Source organism: Mycolicibacterium novocastrense (assembly GCF_001570485.1).
Lineage (GTDB): Bacteria > Actinomycetota > Actinomycetes > Mycobacteriales > Mycobacteriaceae > Mycobacterium > Mycobacterium novocastrense.
In genome coordinates, this window is record NZ_BCTA01000086.1 from 11,453 (window position 1) to 30,815 (window position 19,363).

At 67.4% G+C, this 19,363-nt stretch carries 23 protein-coding genes; 14 read left to right on the top strand and 9 right to left on the bottom strand.

Annotation, left to right across the window (positions count from 1 at the left end):
- Nucleotides 1-182 precede the first annotated feature (182 nt).
- Together RMCN_RS25855 and phoU are read left to right on the top strand one after the other, a co-directional pair.
- The gene (locus tag RMCN_RS25855) at nucleotides 183-2,300 is read left to right on the top strand and encodes an LCP family protein (protein ID WP_067395358.1); all 2,118 of its coding nucleotides are present in this window, start codon (nucleotides 183-185) and stop codon (nucleotides 2,298-2,300) included.
- Nucleotides 2,301-2,394: 94 nt separating this feature from the next.
- Nucleotides 2,395-3,063, top strand: a complete 669-nt coding sequence (phoU, locus tag RMCN_RS25860; protein ID WP_064414299.1) for a phosphate signaling complex protein PhoU — start codon at nucleotides 2,395-2,397, stop codon at nucleotides 3,061-3,063.
- Between the two features lie 17 nt (nucleotides 3,064-3,080).
- Here the strand turns inward: phoU and pstB are convergent, their stop codons facing one another.
- The 6 genes from pstB to RMCN_RS25890 all read right to left on the bottom strand — a co-directional run bounded on the left by pstB (nucleotide 3,081) and on the right by RMCN_RS25890 (nucleotide 8,797).
- On the bottom strand, nucleotides 3,081-3,857 hold the full coding sequence (gene pstB, locus RMCN_RS31660) for a phosphate ABC transporter ATP-binding protein PstB (protein ID WP_067395360.1): 777 nt from the start codon (nucleotides 3,855-3,857) through the stop codon (nucleotides 3,081-3,083).
- Nucleotides 3,858-3,866: 9 nt separating this feature from the next.
- A complete protein-coding gene (pstA, locus tag RMCN_RS31665) occupies nucleotides 3,867-4,781 on the bottom strand; it encodes a phosphate ABC transporter permease PstA (protein WP_064414300.1) in 915 nt (304 codons plus the stop codon).
- Nucleotides 4,778-5,821 (bottom strand): phosphate ABC transporter permease subunit PstC, encoded by a 1,044-nt coding sequence (gene pstC, locus RMCN_RS25875; protein ID WP_067395363.1) that lies wholly within the window; start codon nucleotides 5,819-5,821, stop codon nucleotides 4,778-4,780. The genes pstA and pstC overlap by 4 nt, the downstream gene beginning before the upstream one ends.
- A 48-nt stretch (nucleotides 5,822-5,869) precedes the next feature.
- A complete protein-coding gene (gene pstS, locus RMCN_RS25880) occupies nucleotides 5,870-7,003 on the bottom strand; it encodes a phosphate ABC transporter substrate-binding protein PstS (RefSeq protein ID WP_067395493.1) in 1,134 nt (377 codons plus the stop codon).
- A 124-nt stretch (nucleotides 7,004-7,127) separates the two neighbouring features.
- Entirely contained in the window at nucleotides 7,128-8,021 is an 894-nt protein-coding gene (gene mshD, locus RMCN_RS25885) for a mycothiol synthase (protein WP_067395366.1), read from the bottom strand.
- Nucleotides 8,018-8,797 carry a winged helix-turn-helix transcriptional regulator gene (locus tag RMCN_RS25890; protein ID WP_067395496.1) on the bottom strand — a complete coding sequence of 260 codons (780 nt, stop codon included), beginning with the start codon at nucleotides 8,795-8,797 and terminating at the stop codon, nucleotides 8,018-8,020. Before RMCN_RS25890 ends, mshD begins: the two co-directional genes overlap by 4 nt.
- 161 nt (nucleotides 8,798-8,958) lie before the next feature.
- On the opposite strand from RMCN_RS25890, the gene lmeA reads away from it, so the two are divergent.
- The 8 genes from lmeA (at nucleotide 8,959) to RMCN_RS25930 (ending at nucleotide 13,261) form a co-directional block, all read left to right on the top strand.
- Nucleotides 8,959-9,774 (top strand): mannan chain length control protein LmeA, encoded by an 816-nt coding sequence (lmeA, locus tag RMCN_RS25895; RefSeq protein WP_234787794.1) that lies wholly within the window; start codon nucleotides 8,959-8,961, stop codon nucleotides 9,772-9,774.
- Complete coding sequence (locus RMCN_RS25900) at nucleotides 9,771-10,193, top strand: thioredoxin family protein (protein WP_064414303.1); 423 nt, start codon at nucleotides 9,771-9,773, stop codon at nucleotides 10,191-10,193. Before lmeA ends, RMCN_RS25900 begins: the two co-directional genes overlap by 4 nt.
- A gap of 5 nt (nucleotides 10,194-10,198) precedes the next feature.
- Complete coding sequence (locus RMCN_RS32145) at nucleotides 10,199-10,315, top strand: Ms5788A family Cys-rich leader peptide (protein ID WP_353612086.1); 117 nt, start codon at nucleotides 10,199-10,201, stop codon at nucleotides 10,313-10,315.
- A 112-nt stretch (nucleotides 10,316-10,427) separates the two neighbouring features.
- Nucleotides 10,428-10,904 (top strand): DUF4395 domain-containing protein, encoded by a 477-nt coding sequence (locus RMCN_RS25905; protein WP_409366074.1) that lies wholly within the window; start codon nucleotides 10,428-10,430, stop codon nucleotides 10,902-10,904.
- Between the two features lie 36 nt (nucleotides 10,905-10,940).
- Entirely contained in the window at nucleotides 10,941-11,774 is an 834-nt protein-coding gene (locus tag RMCN_RS25910; protein ID WP_067395372.1) for a sulfurtransferase, read from the top strand.
- 1 nt (nucleotide 11,775) lies between these two features.
- Complete coding sequence (locus RMCN_RS25915) at nucleotides 11,776-12,078, top strand: DUF1416 domain-containing protein (protein WP_059098314.1); 303 nt, start codon at nucleotides 11,776-11,778, stop codon at nucleotides 12,076-12,078.
- A gap of 239 nt (nucleotides 12,079-12,317) precedes the next feature.
- Nucleotides 12,318-12,947, top strand: coding sequence for a heme-binding beta-barrel domain-containing protein (locus RMCN_RS25925; RefSeq protein ID WP_067395374.1), 630 nt, complete (start codon nucleotides 12,318-12,320; stop codon nucleotides 12,945-12,947).
- Nucleotides 12,947-13,261 (top strand): hypothetical protein, encoded by a 315-nt coding sequence (locus RMCN_RS25930; protein ID WP_067395501.1) that lies wholly within the window; start codon nucleotides 12,947-12,949, stop codon nucleotides 13,259-13,261. The genes RMCN_RS25925 and RMCN_RS25930 overlap by 1 nt, the downstream gene beginning before the upstream one ends.
- Here RMCN_RS25930 and RMCN_RS25935 read toward each other — a convergent pair.
- Together RMCN_RS25935 and RMCN_RS25940 are read right to left on the bottom strand one after the other, a co-directional pair.
- Entirely contained in the window at nucleotides 13,258-14,103 is an 846-nt protein-coding gene (locus RMCN_RS25935; protein WP_110765945.1) for an ABC transporter substrate-binding protein, read from the bottom strand. The genes RMCN_RS25930 and RMCN_RS25935 overlap by 4 nt on opposite strands.
- A 329-nt stretch (nucleotides 14,104-14,432) precedes the next feature.
- A complete protein-coding gene (locus tag RMCN_RS25940) occupies nucleotides 14,433-15,320 on the bottom strand; it encodes an aminodeoxychorismate lyase (protein WP_067395380.1) in 888 nt (295 codons plus the stop codon).
- 51 nt (nucleotides 15,321-15,371) lie between these two features.
- Between RMCN_RS25940 and ygfZ the strand changes: the two genes are divergently transcribed.
- Complete coding sequence (gene ygfZ, locus RMCN_RS25945; RefSeq protein ID WP_067395383.1) at nucleotides 15,372-16,445, top strand: CAF17-like 4Fe-4S cluster assembly/insertion protein YgfZ; 1,074 nt, start codon at nucleotides 15,372-15,374, stop codon at nucleotides 16,443-16,445.
- Nucleotides 16,446-16,567: 122 nt separating this feature from the next.
- A complete protein-coding gene (locus RMCN_RS25950; protein WP_064395225.1) occupies nucleotides 16,568-16,747 on the top strand; it encodes a DUF3073 domain-containing protein in 180 nt (59 codons plus the stop codon).
- A 3-nt stretch (nucleotides 16,748-16,750) separates the two neighbouring features.
- Here the strand turns inward: RMCN_RS25950 and purM are convergent, their stop codons facing one another.
- A complete protein-coding gene (purM, locus tag RMCN_RS25955; protein ID WP_067395386.1) occupies nucleotides 16,751-17,824 on the bottom strand; it encodes a phosphoribosylformylglycinamidine cyclo-ligase in 1,074 nt (357 codons plus the stop codon).
- 107 nt (nucleotides 17,825-17,931) lie between these two features.
- Between purM and RMCN_RS25960 the strand changes: the two genes are divergently transcribed.
- On the top strand, nucleotides 17,932-18,375 hold the full coding sequence (locus tag RMCN_RS25960; RefSeq protein ID WP_067395389.1) for a cupin domain-containing protein: 444 nt from the start codon (nucleotides 17,932-17,934) through the stop codon (nucleotides 18,373-18,375).
- A gap of 25 nt (nucleotides 18,376-18,400) precedes the next feature.
- Nucleotides 18,401-19,357, top strand: coding sequence for an NAD(P)H-binding protein (locus tag RMCN_RS25965; protein WP_067395504.1), 957 nt, complete (start codon nucleotides 18,401-18,403; stop codon nucleotides 19,355-19,357).
- Nucleotides 19,358-19,363: the final 6 nt, after the last annotated feature.

Here is a 19,363-nt window from a genome sequence, read left to right on the forward strand (position 1 = left end):
TCTCCCAGTCGTCTCCGTCCTGAGACGACTCTGACATCACATCTCTCAGGATGTCTCAGTACGATATGGGTCTCGTTCGTAATGCGCTCCCGTCGCGGAGTCACCCAGGTGCTGTAGCAATGGCGCGCGGCACCGTGTTCGCCCCTGAGCTGCACGTGTTGAGAGTCGGAGGCCGGTAGGACATGAGTGACGGCGATAACGCCACTCCTGGCCCTCCCGACCCCACCGACGGGGACAACCGCTGGCTGACCCGCAGCCAACGGCGCGCTCCGGGCGCCGCGCCATGGGAGCGTGCGGACATTCCTCACCGGCCGGACCCGTCGGAGGCCGACGCCATCGAGGCCGAGTCCACGGGTAACCACACCGACGGCGTGACCGTCGCCGACCTCATCGCCAAACTGTCCGGCGACGATGCGGTGCCGCCGGAACTGCGCCGTCGACGCCGCCGCGAACCCGAACCTCCCCCACCACCGGCACCACCCACCGAGATCATCGCGGCGGTGCCCGACGAGCCGGCCGTCCCGGACGAACCGGCGGAGCTGTACCAGCCTGAGCCGCTGTATGAGCCGGAGCCGCCCGCCGACAGCGGAGACAACGACTGCGACACCGAGATCCTGCCCGTCGTCCACGCCGATGCCGAACTGCCCGACCTGGCGCTCGTTCGCAGGCCCAGCAGGGTGCCCGCGGCGCACGCGGTCACCGCGCGCAGGCCATCGAAGCCCCGCAAACGTCGGCGCCGCACGCTGATCGCCGGACGCGCGCTTGCCGCGCTGATCGCGGTGTTCGCACTCGCGCTGACCGGCGGGGCCTGGCAGTGGCAGTCGGCGAAGAACAACATGATGAACCGGATCTCCGCGCTGGACCCCGACTCCCGCGACATCCTCGACCCCAACGCGCAATTCGGTGACGAGAACTTCCTGATCGTCGGTGTGGACAGCCGGCTGGGCGAGAACAGCGACATGGGCGCCGGCACCACCGAGGACGCTGCGGGGGCGCGCTCGGACACCGTGATGCTGGTGAACATCCCGGCGAACCGGGAACGGGTTGTGGCGGTGTCGTTCCCGCGCGACCTCGCGATCGAACCGATGAAGTGCGAGCCGTGGGATCCTAAGACCGGCAACTACGGTCCGATCACCGATCCGGACTCGCCGATGTACGGGGCCGAGGAGGTCTACACCGAGTACAAGCTGAACTCGGCGTACGCCGTCGGCGGGCCCAAGTGCCTGGTCAAGGTCATCCAGAAGATGTCCGGCCTTTCGATAAACCGTTTCATGGCAGTGGATTTCGCTGGGTTCTCCAAGATGGTGGACGCGCTCGGCGGAGTCGAGGTGTGTAGCACCACGCCGATCGAGGACTACGAACTGGGAACGGTGCTCCCCAACGCGGGCCGGCAGCTCGTCGACGGGCACACGGCTCTTCAGTACGTGCGCGCCCGGCAGGTGACCACCGAGACCAACGGCGACTACGGGCGGATCAAACGCCAGCAGCTGTTTCTGTCGTCGCTGATGCGCTCGATGATCTCCAAAGAGGTCTTCTTCTCGCTGTCGAAGCTCAACAACGTGGTCAACATGTTCATCAACGACAGCTACGTCGACAACATGGACACCAAGGACCTCGTCACGCTCGGCCAGTCGATCCAGGGCATCGCCGCGGGCCGAATCACGTTCCTGACCGTACCGACCACGGGCTACATGGACGAGTACGGCAACGAGCACCTGCGCGAAGAAGACACCCGGGCGATCTTCGACGCGATCATCAACGACGCTCCGCTCCCCGAGGAGAAGAACGCCGACAACACCCCGGTGCCCGGGACGCCCGAGTCGTCGACCAGCCCCCAGCCCGATTCGGCCGCGCCGACCCATGACGCCGCACCCTCGGGTGAGCTGGTCGACGCGATCACCACTAACCCGGCCGACATCACGGTCCAGGTGTCCAACTCCACCGGGGAGAACGGTCTCGCCGCGACCGCGGCCAGCGAACTGCAGACCCACGGTTTCAACGTCACCTCCCCCGACGACTACCCGGGTCCGCTGGATTCGACCACGGTGTTCTTCTCGCCGGGCAACGAGGAGGCGGCGGCGACGGTGGCGTCTTCCTTCGCCAACGCCAAGGTGGAGCGAACGACGGGGATGGGTGACACCGTGCGCGTGGTGCTGGGCAGCGACTTCCACACCGTCACCCCGCCCTCACCGAGCGGGTCCCCGGTCCAGGTGCACGTCGTGCGCGGAACCAGGAGCACCCCGACACAGCTCCCTGAGGACCTCGCGGTCACCAACGCAGCCGACACCAGCTGCGAGTGACCGCAACGGTCACAACGTTTCAGCAGGTGGGGTTCACCTTTCGTTCACCGCTCGCTTCATGCCGTTTCGGTGACGATGCCCGTAGGGTGGATGCATGCGTACTGCGTATCACGAGCAGTTGGAGGCTCTGACCACCCAGCTCGGGGAGATGTGCGGGCTGGCGGGCGCGGCGATGGAACGCGCCACCCAGGCCCTGCTGCAAGCCGATCTCGTGCTGGCCGAACAGGTCATCACCGACCACGAACAGATCGCCGCGATGAGCGCACGGGCCGAGGAGTCGGCGTTCGTACTGCTCGCGCTGCAGGCGCCGGTCGCGGGCGATCTTCGGGCCATCGTCGGCTCGATCCAGATCGTCGCCGACGTGGACCGGATGGGTGCGCTGGCACTGCACGTCGCCAAGATCGCCCGTCGCCGCCACCCCCAGCATGCGCTGCCCGAGGAGGTGAACGGCTACTTCGCCGAGATGGGCCGCCTCGCGGTGGAATTGGGCAACAGCGCCCAGGAGGTCCTGGTGACCCGCGACCCGGAGAAGGCCGCCCGCATCGGAGAAGAAGACGATGCGATGGACGACCTGCACCGCCACTTGTTCACGGTGTTGATGGATCGGGAGTGGAAACACGGCGTGGCGGCCGCGGTGGACGTGACCCTTCTCGGCCGCTTCTACGAGCGCTTCGCCGACCACGCCGTCGAGGTCGCGCGGCGGGTGATCTTCCAGGTCACCGGCAAGCACCCCGCCGAAGTGGATGTCCCCGCGTCGCGCTGACGCGGGCGTCCGGGGAGTCAGCCGAAGCGCCCGGAGATGTAGTCCTCGGTCGCCTTCTGCGTCGGGTTGGAGAAGATCTTCTCGGTGTCGTCGATCTCGATGAGCCGGCCGGGCTTACCTGTCGCCTCGAGGTTGAAGAACGCGGTCTGATCGCTCACCCGTGCCGCCTGTTGCATGTTGTGCGTGACAATGACGATCGTGAAGTCCTGCTTGAGCGTGGCGATCAGGTCCTCGATCGCCAGCGTGGAGATGGGATCGAGTGCCGAGCATGGCTCGTCCATCAACAGCACGTCGGGTTGTACGGCGATCGCGCGGGCGATGCACAGCCGCTGCTGCTGACCACCGGAGAGGCCGCCGCCGGGCTTGTCCAGCCGGTCCTTGACCTCTGTCCACAGGTTGGCCCCGCGCAGAGACCGTTCGGCCACCTCGTCGAGTGTCTTCTTGTTGCGCACACCCTGCAATTTGAGGCCGGCGACCACGTTGTCGCGAATCGACATGGTGGGGAAGGGATTCGGACGTTGGAACACCATGCCGATCGTCTTGCGCACACCGACCGGGTCGACTCCCGCGCCGTAGATGTCCTCGCCGTCGAGCAGCACCGAGCCGTCGACGCGCGCACCGGGGATGACCTCGTGCATGCGATTGAGCGTTCGCAGCACCGTTGATTTTCCGCAGCCCGACGGGCCGATGAAAGCGGTCACGTTGCGGGGCGGGACCGCCAGCGAGACATCAGCGACGGCGTGAAAGGCGCCGTAGAAGATGTTGACGTCCTTGAGATCCAAGCGCTTGGCCATCGAAATCTCCTAAACCTTCTTGGGGGCGAAGATCTTCGCGAGGAACCGCGCCCCCACGTTGAGTAAGGCGATCAGCAGGATCAAGGTCAGGGCGGCTCCCCACAACCGATCCGTGGGAACGGGATTCGCGCCCGCACCCGCCGAGGTCTGGTCGTACATCATGCCGGGCAGTGAGCCCATGAAGCCGTCGAACATGTCGAAGTTCATCGCCTGCGAGTAACCGACGAGGACCAGCAGAGGCGCGGTCTCACCCATGACGCGAGCGAGCGCCAACATGATGCCGGTGACGATGCCCGACAGTGCGGTCGGAATCACAATGCGGACAATGGTTTTCCACTTCGGCACGCCGAGGGCGTAACTGGCTTCGCGCAGGTCCATCGGCACGATGCGCAGCATCTCCTCGGTCGCGCGCACGATGACCGGAATCATCAGCAGCACCAGGGACAGTGACACCGCGAAGCCGGACCGCGGGAAGCCGAACGTCGCCACCCACAGCGCGTAGATGAACAGCGCTGCGACGATCGACGGTACGCCGGTGAGGATGTCGACCATGAACGTCGTGACCTTGCCGAAACGCGTTCCGCCACCGTACTCGACGAGATAGATCCCCACGAACACCCCGATCGGAATCGAGATCGCCGCGCACACCAAACCCTGCAGCAGTGTGCCCACGATCGCGTGGTACGCGCCGCCGCCGGCCGCAAAGGCCGTCATACCCGCTTGTGAGTGCCAGAACCACTGCGGCGAGGTCAGCGCGTTGAAACCTTTGACGATCACCGAGTAGAGCACCCACAGCAAGGGAACCAGGGCGATCAGGACGCTCAGTGTGACCAGGATCGTGGCGAGGTTGTTGGTCATCTTGCGCCGAAGGCTCACCCCCTGGAAGGTGGTCGCCTTGACCGGGCGGTCCAGCGTCGACGTCATTTCTGAGCCTTCCCCGCGACCGCCGCACGCGCCAGCGAGTTCACCACGAACGTCAGCACGAACAGCACCAGGCCGGCGGCGATATAGGCGCCTGCCTTGTACTGATCGTTGAATTCGCTTGCCGTGGCGGCGATCAGGCTCGCGAAGGTGTAGCCGCCGTCGAACAGCGACCACCCGAACGCCTGCTGCGTTCCGCGCAGGATGATCAGCAGCGCGATGGTCTCGCCCAGCGCACGACCGAGGCCGAGCATGGCACCGCTGATGTAACCGGACATACCGAACGGCAGTACGGTCGTGCGCACCACCTCCCAGCGCGTGGCACCCAGGGCCAGTGCCGCCTCGATCTGTCCCCGGGGGGTCTGAATGAACACCTCGCGCGTGACCGCGGTGATGATCGGAAGGATCATCACCGCCAAAACGATGCCCGCCGTGAAGATCGTCCCGCCGCCTGCCACCGACGCCGTCCCGGTTTTGAAGAGGAACAGCCAGCCGAGGTTCTCGTTCAGCCACAACGCAACCGGTTTCAACACCGGGGCCAGGACGTAGAGCCCCCACACGCCGTAGATGATCGACGGCACCGCCGCCAAGAGGTCGACCATGTATGCCAACGGACCTGCGACCCGCCGCGGCGCGTACTGGGTCAAAAAGATCGCGATGCCAAGGGCCACAGGCATCGCCAGAACGAGCGCGAACACCGACACGAACACCGTCACCTGCAGCAGGTCGAGGATGCCGAAGTGCATCGCCGACGTGTCGGTGGTCTTCCAGGTGCCGCCGTAGAGGAAGAAGTTCTCCTCGTTGCGCGCCAGCGCCGGAATCGCCCGCCACAGCAGGAACGCTCCGATGGCCACGATCAGCGCGACGATGAAGGCGCCCGAGCCCTCCGCCAGCACGCGGAAGATGCGGTCGCCGAGATGCTCTTTGGCGTTCCTCGACGGATCGCTGCTTATCGGAGTCGGCTCGGGAAAGGGGGAAGCGAGTGCTTCACCCGATCCCGCATCGGACGGATTGGGGATTGTCACCTCGAGCCTATCGGTCATCGGTCCAAGGACCCATCCTCACCGTATCCCCGGCGACGCGCCACGAAACTAGGCAATCGCTTCGATGGACGTCAGCAGCCGCTCCTTGAAGCGGTCCGGCAGCGGCACATAGCCCGCGGGCGAGAGGTTCTGCTGACCGTCGTTCGCCGAGATCGTGAGGAACGACTTGACCGCCGCGGCGGTTTCGGGGTCGTAGCCCTTCGAGCAGACGATCTCGTACGTGGCGAGCACCAACGGGTAGGCGCCGGGCTCCTTCGTGCCGTACAACGAGTCCAGATCCAACGTCAGGTCGTTGCCTTCCGCGGCGAACGTCGCAACATCGATCGCCTTCCTGGCCGACTCGTCGGTCAGCTCGACGGGGCCTGCACCACTGTCGATTTGAGCGAACGGCACACCACCCTGCTCGGCGAAACCCTTCTCCACGTAGCCGATCGATCCGCCGGTCGCCTGCACGGCCTGCACGACACCTGCCGACTTCTGGGCGCCTTCGCCGGCACCGCCCTGGAACTCGCTGCCATCACCCTTGGTCCAACTCTGGGGGGCCGCCGCGGCGAGGTACTTCTGGAAGTTGTCGGTGGTGCCCGAGGAGTCCGACCGGTAGATCGGCGTGATGTCGCTGTCCGGCAGGTTGGTTCCGCCGTTGAGTGCCGCGATCGCGGGATCGTTCCACTTGGTGATCTGTCCCTGGAAGATCTTCGCGAGCAGATCGGCGTTGAGAACCAGCTTGTCGACCCCTTCGATGTTGTAGGCCAACGCGACTGGGCCGAAGACCAGCGGAAGGTTCCATGCCGGGTTGCCGTCGCAGCGCTCCGCGGCCTGCTGGATCTGATTGCCGGACAGAGCCGAATCCGATCCGGCGAAGTCGACCTGACCGGCGATGAACTGCTCGCGTCCCGCGCCCGATCCGGTGGGGTTGTATGACAGGTTCTTACCCGGGCAGTGCTGACCCCAGACCTTGTTGAACTCGGCGATGGCGTTCTGTTGTGCCGTCGAACCCTCGGCGGTGACGGAGTTCTTGCCGCCGCACTCGGCGAACGCCGCCGCACCGTTGCCGCCCGTGGTCGCGGTGGTACCGGCGTTGTTGTCGCTGCCACACGCGGACAGGGCCAACGCCGCGACCGCGGCCACCGAGAACGTGGCCAGCAGCGAACTGGAGGGCGCCTTGCCAGGGTTGAGCTTCACGAATCCCACTTTCGAATTGGACGGGCTTGACCTCCTGGCAACGTAGGCGGCGCCGGTGCACGGTTCGCGGATGACAGGTGAACGGGTGGTGAACACGTTCAGTTGGTTCGCCGTGCTTTCCCAGCTAGCGCTGGGACCGCTGCGCATACGCGGCGTCGACCGAGAAGACCGTGAAGCCGAGCTTTCGGTAGGTGTTCACCGCCGCGGAGTTATCTGCCTCCACGTAAAGCATCACGGTGGGATCCGCACTCGCCGAAAGTCGCTCGGCGAGATGATGCAGACCCGTCAACGTCAGCGCCGCACCCAACCCGCGCCCCTGGGCCGACGGGTCGACGCCGACGACATAGACCTCGCCGAGGTCGGCGTCGTGGATTTTCGTCCAGTGAAATCCGAGCACCTCGTCGGTGTCCACATCGACGGCCAGGAACAACCCGTGAGGGTCGAACCACGGCTCGCCGCGGCGCTCGGCGATGTCGGCCTCCGTCCATCCACCCTGCTCGGGATGCCAGACGAAGGCGGCGTTGTTGACGCGCAGCAGCGCGGCGTCGTCTTGCGGACCGGAGTACGTGGTGATGCGGACACCGTCGGGCACGGGTGTCGGCGGCAGGTCGGTCAGCGGACGCCGCATCTGCAGGAGTTCGCGCACCACGGTCAGCCCGAGCGAGGACGCGGTGGCGCGTGCCGCCTCCAGGTTGCCGTGCGCCCACACGCGCGCGTCGCCTCCGCCCTCGGCGAGGCCCATGCGCACCAGGGCCGCGCCGACCCCGCGACGCCGCGAGCGCGGATGCACGACCGCCTCGGCCATCGCGGACTCGTCCTGCCCGGCGAGGTTCAGATAACCGACGATGTCCGCGTCGTCGCGGGCCACCAGGTGACGGGTGCGGTCGTGCGGCAGTTCCCGCAACACCTGCTCGCCGACCGGGGCGACGCCGTCCGCAGCGGTGGCGGCCTCGATCAGGTCATGGATGCGACGCTGCTCGTCGCCGGAGAGTTCGGTGCGCCAGAGAAGTTCCGTCACGGGCTTCGCAGCGGGTCGGCCAACGCCTCGGCGATGCCGTCCGGCGTCTCGAGCTCCACGCTGTCGATGTCGTCGGGCACCACGGCGTCCGGGGCGGGCGCGCGACCGCGGGCCGGACGCACCGCTTTGTAGCCGACGTTGCGCACGGTGCCGATCAGCGATTCGTACTCGGGACCGAGCTTGGCGCGCAACCGTCGCACGTGCACATCCACCGTGCGGGTGCCGCCGAAGAAGTCGTAACCCCAGACCTCCTGCAACAGCTGCGCGCGGGTGAACACCCGACCGGCGTGCTGGGCCAGGTACTTGAGCAGCTCGAATTCCTTGTAGGTCAGGTCAAGGGGGCGACCGCGGAGTCGGGCGGTGTAGGTCCCCTCGTCGATCACCAGTTCGCCGAGGCTGATCTTGCCGACGTTCTCCTGGTTGGCCACCCCGCCGCGGCGCCCGACGAGCAGCCGCAGCCGCGCGTCGATCTCGGCGGGCCCGGTGCTGGGCAGCAGGATCTCGTCGAGACCCCACTCGACGTTGACGGCCACCAGGCCGCCTTCGTTGACGACGGCCACCACGGGCACCGAGGTGCCGGTCGTGCCCAGCAGCCTGCACAGCCCGCGAGCCGCGGCGAGGTCGGTACGTGCGTCGACGATCGCGACGTCGGCGCTGCCCGCCTCCAAAAGCGACGAGACCTCGGTCGGTGCGGTCCGCACGGTGTGAGCCAACAGCGACAGCGACGGCAGCACCGACTCAGGCTGTGGGTCGACTGTCAATAGCAGTAGATCCAACTGGCCCTCCAACAAGCCATAGGGACCTCGCCTGGACATCTTTGTCGGTCGGTGACTTCCCAGATTCATGCTCGACATCCGCCCGTTACCGGGGCGATGATTTTCTAACGATAGCGCGCAACCCGCTCATCAGCTGCGTCGAACGGAACGTTGAACCCGCCGTGGGCCAGAATGTGCGGGTGCGCAAGCTGCTGCTCGGGGTGTTGGCGACGGTGCTGGCGGCTGCCCTGTGCGCCGTCGGGGCCGATTTCGGGGCGGCGATCTACGCCGAATATCGGCTGGCCAGAAGCGTGCGCACCGCCGCTGACCTGCAACATGACCCGTCGGTGGCGATCCTCGGGTTCCCGTTCACCACTCAGGCGATGGACCGCCACTACGACGAGGTCGAGATCAGGGCCAACGGCGTCGACAATCGTGTGGTGGGCAAGGCGTCGTTGGAGGCGACGCTGCACGAGATCGATCTGCCCGGCGATTCGTGGCTCGTCGGCCCCGACGCCACGCTGCAGGTCGGCAAGGCCGAAAGCCGCATCATCATCGACTCGACACATCTGGGCCGGTTCATGGACATCCCGGATCTGCTGGTCGAGGCGCCGACCGGGGAGAGCAACGACGCCACGGGCGGCACCACCGAATCGGGTATCTCCAGTAGCAAGGGCGTGGTGTTCACCGGAACACCCGCCAAAGCCGACTTCCACGACAGGGTGAGCATCGCAGTGGACCTCGAGGTCGCCGGACCCGACCAGACGACGCTGGTGATGACGGCCACCGGCGTGCTGACCGGCCCCGGCACGGCCGACCAGGAGGTGCCCGAGGACAAGAAGGGCGCCGTGCTGGCCGCGTTCACCGCGAGCCTGCCCGGTCAGAGGCTGCCGTTCGGGCTGGCACCGACGGCGCAGGGGGCGCGAGGCTCCGACATCATCATCGAGGGCATCGCCGAGGGAGTATCCGTCGCACTCACGGAGTTCCATCTGTCATGAGCTCGTCCTGGGTGTTGGCGATCACCGTCCTCATCGCGGCGCTCGGCGTCGCCTATGTGATCGGGCGGCTGCTCGCGCTTCGATCGGGCCTGCGCACGGCGAGCGAGAAGGCGGCAAACGTCGACACCAGCGACCTCGGCCTGTCCTCGACCGGGCCGACGATCGTGCACTTCTCCGCCGAGTGGTGCGGACCGTGCGCCGCGGTGCGCAGGGTCGTCGACGAGGTCTGCGCGGACCTACCCGCGGTGGCGCACCTCGAGATCGACATCGACGCCAACCCGGAGGCCGCGCGGCGTCTTTCGGTGCTCTCGCTGCCCACCACCATCCTGTTCGACAGGCACGGCCGGCCCCGCTACCGGACTCACGGCGTCCCCAAGGCCGCTGACCTGCGCTCGGCTCTGGAACCGCTGTTGGCTTGATCACCATGTCGATTGGTAAGCTGTCCGGCGTGTCCGCCCGCCTCGAGCCGATGCTCACCAAGCGCCGCGCAGTCGATCTGTGCCGCGTCGCGGGTTCTTGCTGTTGTTGTTGCAGCTGCTGAGTAGCCGCGCCCTTCTTCGCGCCGCACTCGGGAGCGACCCATGTGGTCTTTCCCGTTCAGCCCAGCCCGACCCGATGACCGCAACAGGAGCACATGAATGCCAACGACGGATATGTCGAGAACACCAGCCCGCACGCCCGACCTGGTGGACGTGCGCGGACCGCGGTTCAGCGCATGGCTCACCACCGTCGTGCTGCTGGCGACCCTGCTGTTGTGGCCGGTGAGCCCGGCGGCTTCGGCGGCTGTGCTGGGCGCCCAAGCCGCGGTGTTCGCGATCGGGGCACGGCGCGGGCCCCGGTCGCATCCCTACGGCCTGGTCTTCGCGCGTTTCGTCGCGCCGCGGTTGGGGCCCGTCAGCGAGAAGGAGCCGGTGGCGCCGCTGAAGTTCGCCCAGTTCGTCGGGCTCGTCTTCGCGGTGGCCGGCGTCGTCGGATTCGCGACCGGCCTCGGGCTGCTCGGTCTGGTCGCAACCGCCTTGGCGCTGGTGGCGGCGTTTCTCAATGCGGCCTTCGGCATCTGCCTGGGCTGCCAGCTCTACCCGCTCGTCGCGCGCGTTCGAAGGAACACAAGCGCACCATCACCCGCATAGAACTTCAAACCTGAAGCAACCGAAAGGATTTCCTCTATGGCACGCTCCGACGTCCTGGTCACGGCTGACTGGGCCGAGAGCAATCTCAACGCACCGAACATCGTGTTCGTCGAGGTCGACGAAGACACCAGCGCCTACGACGACGGCCACATCGAGGGCGCCGTCAAGATCGACTGGAAGACCGACCTCCAAGATCCGGTACGTCGCGATTTCGTTGACCAGCAGCAGTTTTCGAAGCTGCTGAGCGAGCGCGGCATCTCCAACGACGACACCGTGGTCCTGTACGGCGGCAACAACAACTGGTTCGCCGCCTACGCCTACTGGTACTTCAAGCTGTACGGGCACCAGGACGTCAAGCTGCTCGACGGCGGCCGCAAGAAGTGGGAGCTCGACGGCCGGCCGCTCGTCACCGACGTGCCGAACCGGCCCGCGACGACCTATACGGCCAAGGCGCCCGACAACAGCATCCGCGCCTTCCGTGACGAGGTGATCGCGGCGATCAACAACAAGAACCTCGTTGACGTGCGCTCCCCGGACGAGTTCTCCGGCAAGATCCTGGCTCCGGCGCACCTGCCCCAGGAGCAGAGCCAGCGACCCGGGCATATCCCCGGCGCCATCAACGTTCCGTGGAGCAAGGCGGCCAACGACGACGGCACCTTCAAGTCCGATGAGGCGCTGGAGAAGCTGTACGCCGAGGCGGGCCTGGATGGTGAGAAGGAGACCATCGCTTACTGCCGCATCGGTGAGCGCTCGTCGCACACCTGGTTCGTGCTGCAGGAGCTGCTCGGGCACAAGAACGTGAAGAACTACGACGGCAGTTGGACCGAATACGGCTCCCTGGTGGGGGCCCCGATCGAGTTGGGAAGTTGATATGTGCTCTGCCCCGAAACAAGGCCTGACGTTGCCTGCCAGCGTCGACTTGGAGAAGGAGACGGTGATCACCGGCCGCGTCGTGGACGGGTCGGGACAGGCCGTCGGCGGCGCGTTCGTGCGCCTGCTGGACAGCTCTGACGAGTTCACCGCCGAGGTGGTCGCGTCGGCCACCGGCGACTTCCGGTTCTTCGCCGCGCCGGGCACGTGGACGCTGCGCGCGCTGTCGAAGGTCGGCAACGGCGACGCCGTCGTCGCACCGTCGGGCGCGGGTATCCACGAGGTCGACGTCAAGGTCGCCTGACGCTTCAGGGCTCGAAACTGAACTTGTGTGCGACGATCCGCGAGATCCCGCACACAAGTTCAGTTTCGGCGCACAGGGGTCGGCGGCTCAGCGGTGTCGCGGGCCGACGCATTCGGCCTTCCGCGGCCGACTAGACTCGTTCCCGTGGTGCTGTTCTTCGAACTCCTGCTCGTAGCCGCGACCCTGGTGATCACCTGGTTCGCGTTGTACGCGGTGTACCGGCTGATCACCGACGAGTCGTGACGTCCGGGGACGACGCAGTAGCGGCCGCGGCAGAACGAGCGAAAACGACGGCCGCGCGCAACATCCCGGTGTTCGGCGACCTTCCCGCGCCGTCTGACACCGCCAATCTCCGCGAGGGCGCCAACCTCAACGATGCGCTTCTGGCGCTGTTGCCGCTCGTCGGTGTCTGGCGCGGTGAGGGCGAGGGTCGCGGCGCCAACGGTGACTACCGGTTCGGCCAGCAGATCGTGGTCTCGCATGACGGCAGCGACTACCTGATCTGGGAAGCGCGCTCCTGGCGGCTCAGCGAGTCCGGCGAGTTCGAGGCGCACACGCTGCGCGAGTCCGGGTTCTGGCGCTTCGTCAACGACCCGGCCGACCCGTCCGAGTCCCAGGCCATCGAGCTGCTGTTGGCTCATTCCGCGGGCTATATCGAGCTGTTCTACGGCCGCCCCCTTTCCCAGTCGTCGTGGGAGCTGGTCACCGATGCGTTGGCGCGCAGCAAGTCCGGGATGCTGGTCGGCGGCGCCAAACGGCTGTACGGCATCGTCGAGGGCGGCGATCTGGCCTACGTCGAGGAGCGTGTCGACGCCGACGGCGGCCTGGTCCCCCACCTGTCGGCCCGGCTGTCGAGGTTCGCCGGATGATGCGCGCCGTCATGGTCGTCGCCGGCCTCGCCGCGGCCGCAGCGCTCGCAGGTTGCGCATCCGAGCAACCAGCCGAGCAGCAGCCCACCACGTCCCAAGCCCCGGCCCAGACCACCACGTCTCAGGCGCCGGCTGAGACCACCACCACGTCCGAGACCCCCTCCGGTCACGGTTCGCTGGCGCAGTGTCTTGACGAGCACGGCGTACCCGCGGCGCCCGGACCGGCCGCCGGCCCGCCTCCCGGCGTCGACGCCGAGACCTGGAACAGGGCCATGCAGGCGTGCGCAACCTTCGCGCCCGGACCCGCCGGCTAAGCCAGTTGCGGGGCCTCACCCGCCTCGGCCAGCCACTGGCTGCGCAACTGCGCCAGCGTGCCGTCGTCGCGTAGCGAGTCGACGACCAAGGAGACGCAGGCGGTCAAGCCGCTGTGTTTGGCGAGCACCAGGCCGAACTGCTCCGGGGCCTGGTCGCCGGCCGGTAGCTGACCGACCATCATTCCGTCGCGCAACTCGCCGACGATCGCGAACGCGGTCGGCAGATCGGCGATCAGAGCGTCGATTTCGCGGCCCGAGAGCGCGAGCTTCGCATCGCCGTTGGTCTCGTACACCTCGACCGCGTTCCTTCCTCCGACCGCCAACGCGGCGGTGTGGCTGGTGGTGGCGACCTGTGCCCCGAGCCGCAGCCTCTTGAGGTCGTCGAGGTTTCTCACACCGGCCGCAGGCGAGCCCTTGACGGTGACGACGGCCTGATCCACGTCGAAGTACGGCGTCGAGAAGTCGACGGCGGCCCTGCGCTGTTCGGTGATGGAGAACTGGTTCAGGTTGGCGTCGAACGATTTGGCGCCGGCGGCGATGGCTTCGCCGAAAGGCACCCGCACCCACCGCACGTCGGTGGCGGCGTAACCGAGCCGGTTCGCGATGGTGTACGCCAGCGCCGATTCGAAGCCCTCCCCGTTGGCCAGGTTGTCGCCCATGTACCACGGCGGGTACACCGGCCGATCGGTACCGAAGGTGAAGATTCCCTTGTACAGGGTCGCCAGCTTGTCTTTGTGACAGGTTTGCGGGCTCGCCGAGCTGTAGGGCTCGGCTGTCGGCGCACAGGCCGTCATGGTCGCGAGGGCCGCCAGCAGCACGCCGAGCTTCTTGACGATGCGCATGCGCCGCATCATCGCCCGGCGCACCGATGAATCGCGAGTCCAGGAGCGCAACGGTTCGCTACCGATTCGGCCATCAGAGATGGGGCGGCCCCCGAGCCGTGTGTTCCTGGCGGACAAAACCGAGGGGCTCGGGGGCCGGGTGACTGCGGGGAATTCGCCAGCGCGCGCAGGCGCGAAGAGCCTCAGCTCAATCCCCTGGCGCTGCTAGCTCGCAGCCACCTCACAAGTCCATAAGTCACTCAAAATCTCGGACCACCTCCTCTCCTGTGTACGAGCGACGCTACCCGCGCACGCAAGAGGCGACAACCGGATTTCGGGCGATTCAGCGTTCAGCGATCGCGCACTATCGCGGCGTCGACGAGTTCGGCGAACTCGCCCGCCAACGGGCTCGGTGGCAACGGCGTGCCGTCGAGGGTGTGCACCCGCGCCGCCAACGTGATGCTCGACACCAACCAAACACCTTGCGCTGCAAGCAGATCCGCAGGTCGCAGCGAGCGGTAGTCGCAGTCATATCCCTTGTCGCGGGCGACGTCGAACAGCGCCTGCTGCGTGGTGCCGCGCAGGATCGGGAACCACGGCGGTGGAGTGAAGAACGCGACATCGCCCGCGCCGGGTGCGGACTCCGCGGCGATCACGACCGTCGAGCGCGGCCCCTCCAGGATGAAACCGTCAGTGCCGACGAAGATCACGTCGCCCGCGCCGTTGCGCTCGGCATGTCGTAACGCAGCCATGTTCACCGCGTACGACAGCGTTTTGGCACCGGCGAGCAGCCACGGCATCTCGCCGGCGCCCTCGGACGCGAGTCCGCGCGCCAGGGTCAGCGCGGCAAGGCCGTTACGCCGCACCTCGGCCACTCGCGCGGGTAACGCCCCGACCGTGGCGAACGCCGTCGGGGGCGAACCGCCTTCCCGCCCCCTGCTGTAGACCAACCGCAGCACACCCTCCTCGCCCGTCTGCGAGGTCCACTGGGCCACCGCAGCCGACACCGCGGAACGCCAGCGCGACACGTCAGGGTCGGGAAGGTCGATCAGGCGCGCCGACTGCGTGAGCCGCGACAGGTGGGCGTCGAGCAGACATGGCCGGCCATCGCGGATCAGCAGCGTCTCGAAGACACCGTCGCCGCGGACCGCCGCGAGGTCGTCGGCATGCAGCAGCGGCGCCGCGGGGTCGTGCAACCGCCCGTCGAGGGTCACCACGACCCCGGGTTCGCCAGCCATGAGGCCACAGCGTAGCCGCGCAGCGCTCAGCGCCGAACGTAGAGTTGACCTGTGACAACTTCTGGACCCGCCGTTCCTGCGCCCGACACCGGACCCGATGCCGGCGCCGTATGGCATTACGGCGATCCGCTGGGCGAACAACGGGCCGCCGCCGAGGACGCCGTCGTCGTGGACCGCTCGCATCGTGCCGTGCTCACGCTGACGGGTGCCGAGCGCAAGACGTGGCTGCACAACCTCACCACGCAGCACGTCAGCGAGCTGCCCGACGGCGCCGTCACCGAGAATCTCAGCCTCGACGGGCAGGGTCGTGTCGAAGATCACTGGGTACAAACCGAACTCGGTGACATCACCTATATCGACACCGAACCGTCGCGGGGCGAGCCGCTGCTGGGCTACCTGCGAAAGATGGTGTTCTGGTCCGACGTCGCGGTGGAAGCCGCGGATCTGGCGGTGTTGTCCCTTCTCGGGCCGCGGTGGGGTGACCGGGAATTGCTCGACGCGCTCGGCGTCGATTCGCTACCGGCGAAACAGACGGCCGTCGCGCTCGCCGACGGCGGGTTCCTGCGTCGGCTCACCGCCGACGAACTCGACCTGGTGATCCCGCGTGCCCAGGTGCAAGCGTGGTGGCGGCGGCTCACCGATGCCGGCGTCCGGCCCGCGGGAGTGTGGGCCTACGAGGCGCATCGGGTCGCGGCCCTGCGGCCACGCCTGGGGGTGGACACCGATGAGCGCACGATCCCGCACGAGGTCGGCTGGATCGGCCCCGCCGTGCATTTGGACAAGGGCTGCTACCGCGGACAGGAGACGGTCGCGCGGGTGCACAACCTGGGTAAGCCGCCCCGAATGCTGGTGCGGCTGCACCTCGACGGTTCGAGCGACCGACCGGCCACCGGCGACCCGGTGCTGGCCGGCGGCCGGGCTGTCGGCCGGCTCGGCACCGTGGTCGACCACGTCGACGAGGGGCCGGTGGCGTTGGCGCTGCTCAAACGCGGCCTGCCCGCAGACACCGAATTGACCGTCGACGGCTCGCCCGCCGTCATCGACGCGGACTCGCTGCCGCCGCCTGATGTCGCAGGTGCCGGGCGGCGAGCGGTCGAACAGCTGCGGGGCGGCGCACGGCCGTGACGAGGGCCTGCCAGCGCCGCGGGGCCAGGCACGGTAAAGTGTCGGCAGGACGATAAAAGACAGATCAGATCGGAGCCGCCTACCAATTGGGCCGCTCCGTTATTGCGCGAGGGGGTCCCCCCATGGGCCGCGGCCGGGCGAAGGCAAAGCAGACCAAGGTTGCTCGTGAGCTCAAATACAGCTCACCGCAGACCGATTTAAAGCGGCTTCAGCAAGAGCTGTCGGGCGCTTCCGAGAACGACCTGAACGGCACCGATCCGGTGGCCGACGAGTGGGTCGACGAGGACGACTGGCGCCGCTGACCCCTAGAAGCGCGGGTGCCGACCCACGAGTTCGGCTCGGGGGCCCTCTTTACCGCCCTTTTTGACCGTTCCCAGCGTCCAGCAGTTCAGGTGGCGCGCGGTCAGGATCGCCAGAGCACGGTCGGTGTCTTCCGGCGCGACGATCGCGACCATCCCGACACCCATGTTGAAGGTCCGCTCCATCTCCACGCGCTCGACCCGGCCGCGCTGCCCGATCATCGCGAACACGGGTGCGGGAGTCCACGTGCCGCGGTCGATTTCGGCGACCAAACCGTGCGGGATCACGCGCTCGAGGTTTCCGGCCAAGCCGCCGCCGGTGACATGGCAGAAGGTGCGAACCTGGGTCTCGGCGGCCAGCGCCAGGCAGTCCTTGGCGTAGATCCGGGTCGGTTCCAGAAGCTCCTCGCCCAGCGTGCGGCCGAATTCCTCGACATGGCCGGCCAGGTTCATCCTGTCGATCTCGAGCAACACCTTGCGCGCCAGCGAATATCCGTTGGAGTGCAAGCCGGTCGAGGCCATCGCGATCAGCACGTCGCCGGGTTTGACCCGATCCGGACCGAGCACGTCATCGGCCTCGACCACGCCCACCCCGGTCGCCGAGATGTCGTAGTGGTCGGGCGCCATCAGACCCGGATGTTCGGCCGTCTCACCGCCGAGCAGCGCGCACCCGGCCTGCAGGCAACCGTTGGCGATGCCTGCCACCAGTTCGCTGATCCGCTCGGGGACCGTGCGGCCCACCGCGATGTAGTCCTGCAGGAACAGCGGTTCGGCTCCGCAGACGACCAGATCGTCCACGACCATCGCGACCAGGTCGATTCCGACCGTGTCGTGCTTGTCCATGGCCTGGGCCACCGCCAGCTTGGTACCCACTCCGTCGGTCGACGAGGCGAGCACGGGCTCCCGGTAGCCACCGCGCAGCGCGAACAGTCCCGCGAAGCCGCCGATACCGCCGCGCACCTCGGGTCGGGTCGCCTTCTCGGCGAGCGGTTTGAGGAGTTCGACGGCGCGGTCACCGGCTTCGATGTCGACCCCGGCCGACGCGTAGGAGATGCCGGCAGGTTCGGCGCGTTCGGTCATCGCGGTAAAGGCTACCGGTGTTCGTCGCGCCGCGGTAACCGCCTTCGGCCGGTGTCCCCCTGCCGAGATGTCGCGCGAATCGCGGCCGTGTGCCAATCTGACCGCTCATGACAACAGTTCGCTGGTACGCGGGTGCCCTGTGCGTGTCGGTGACGGTCGCGTCGGCGTTGTTCGGTTCGGCCGCCGCGTCGGCGACACCGGCATCCGGCGTCCAGGCCAGGACGCTCTCGGAGGCGACGGTCGACGGGATCGACTACGTCACCCGCGAAATCACCATCGCGCCCGGCGGCAGCACCGGCTGGCACTATCACGAGGGCCGGGTGTACGGGGTGATCCGCGAAGGCACGCTCACCCACGATGCCGCGGCGAACTGCACTCTCGACGGCGTCTACCCGCCGGGCGCGCCCATCACCGAGGCCAGCGGCCCGGCCAACGTGCACATCGGCCGCAACCTGGGCCCCACGCCGTTGGTGATGTGGGTGCTCTACATCAAGCCCACGGGCACCCCGCTGTCGGTGGACATGCCCGATCCCGGCTGTGGGTTTGCCTGACGGCCAAACCGGCGATCCCGGCGGGGTGACTGACGACATCCGTTGCTTGGTGACGGGAGCGACCGGCTACATCGGTGGCCGGCTGGTGCCCTCATTGCTCGACCGCGGCCACGCGGTGCGCGCACTGGCTCGCAACCCCGACAAACTCGACGCCGTTCCGTGGCGCGACCGTGTCGAGGTGGCCCGGGGTGACCTCGGGGACGCCGACTCGCTGCGAGAAGCGTTCGCCGGTACCGACGTCGTCTACTACCTGGTGCATTCGATGGGCAGTTCGTCCGATTTCGTCGAAGAGGAGGCGCGATCGGCCCGCAACGTCGTGGCGGCCGCCCGCGATGCGGGCGTCAAGCGACTGGTGTACCTGGGCGGCCTGCACCCGGCGGGAGCCGACCTCTCCCCCCATCTACAGTCCCGGACCGACGTCGGCGAGATCCTGCTCGAGTCGGCCATCGAGACCGTGGTTCTGCAGGCCGGAATCGTGATCGGTGCGGGTTCGGCGTCGTTCGAGATGATCCGCCACCTGACCAACCGTCTACCGGTGATGACCACGCCGAAATGGGTGCACAACAAGATCCAGCCCATCGCGATCGACGACGCGTTGCACTACCTGGCAGAGGCGGCCACGGCGCCGGTGCCCACGTCGCGCACGTGGGACATCGGCGGGCCGGACGTGTTCGAGTACGGCGAGGCGATGCAGGTTTACGCCGAGGTGTCGGGACGCCGGCGCCGCGTGATGGTCGTATTGCCTTGGCTCACACCGACAATCGCGAGCTGGTGGATCGGGTTGGTGACCCCGCTTCCCGGTGGGCTGGCCCGGCCGCTGGTGGAGTCGCTGGAGTGTGACGCGGTGATGGCCGACCACGACATCGACGACGTCATCGCGCCGCCCGCCCGCGGTCTCACCGGTTACCGGGAGGCGGTGGCCAAAGCCCTGGAACGCGGACCGTTACCGACCGATCCCCACTGGGCGCACGTCGGGCGGTAGGGGTAA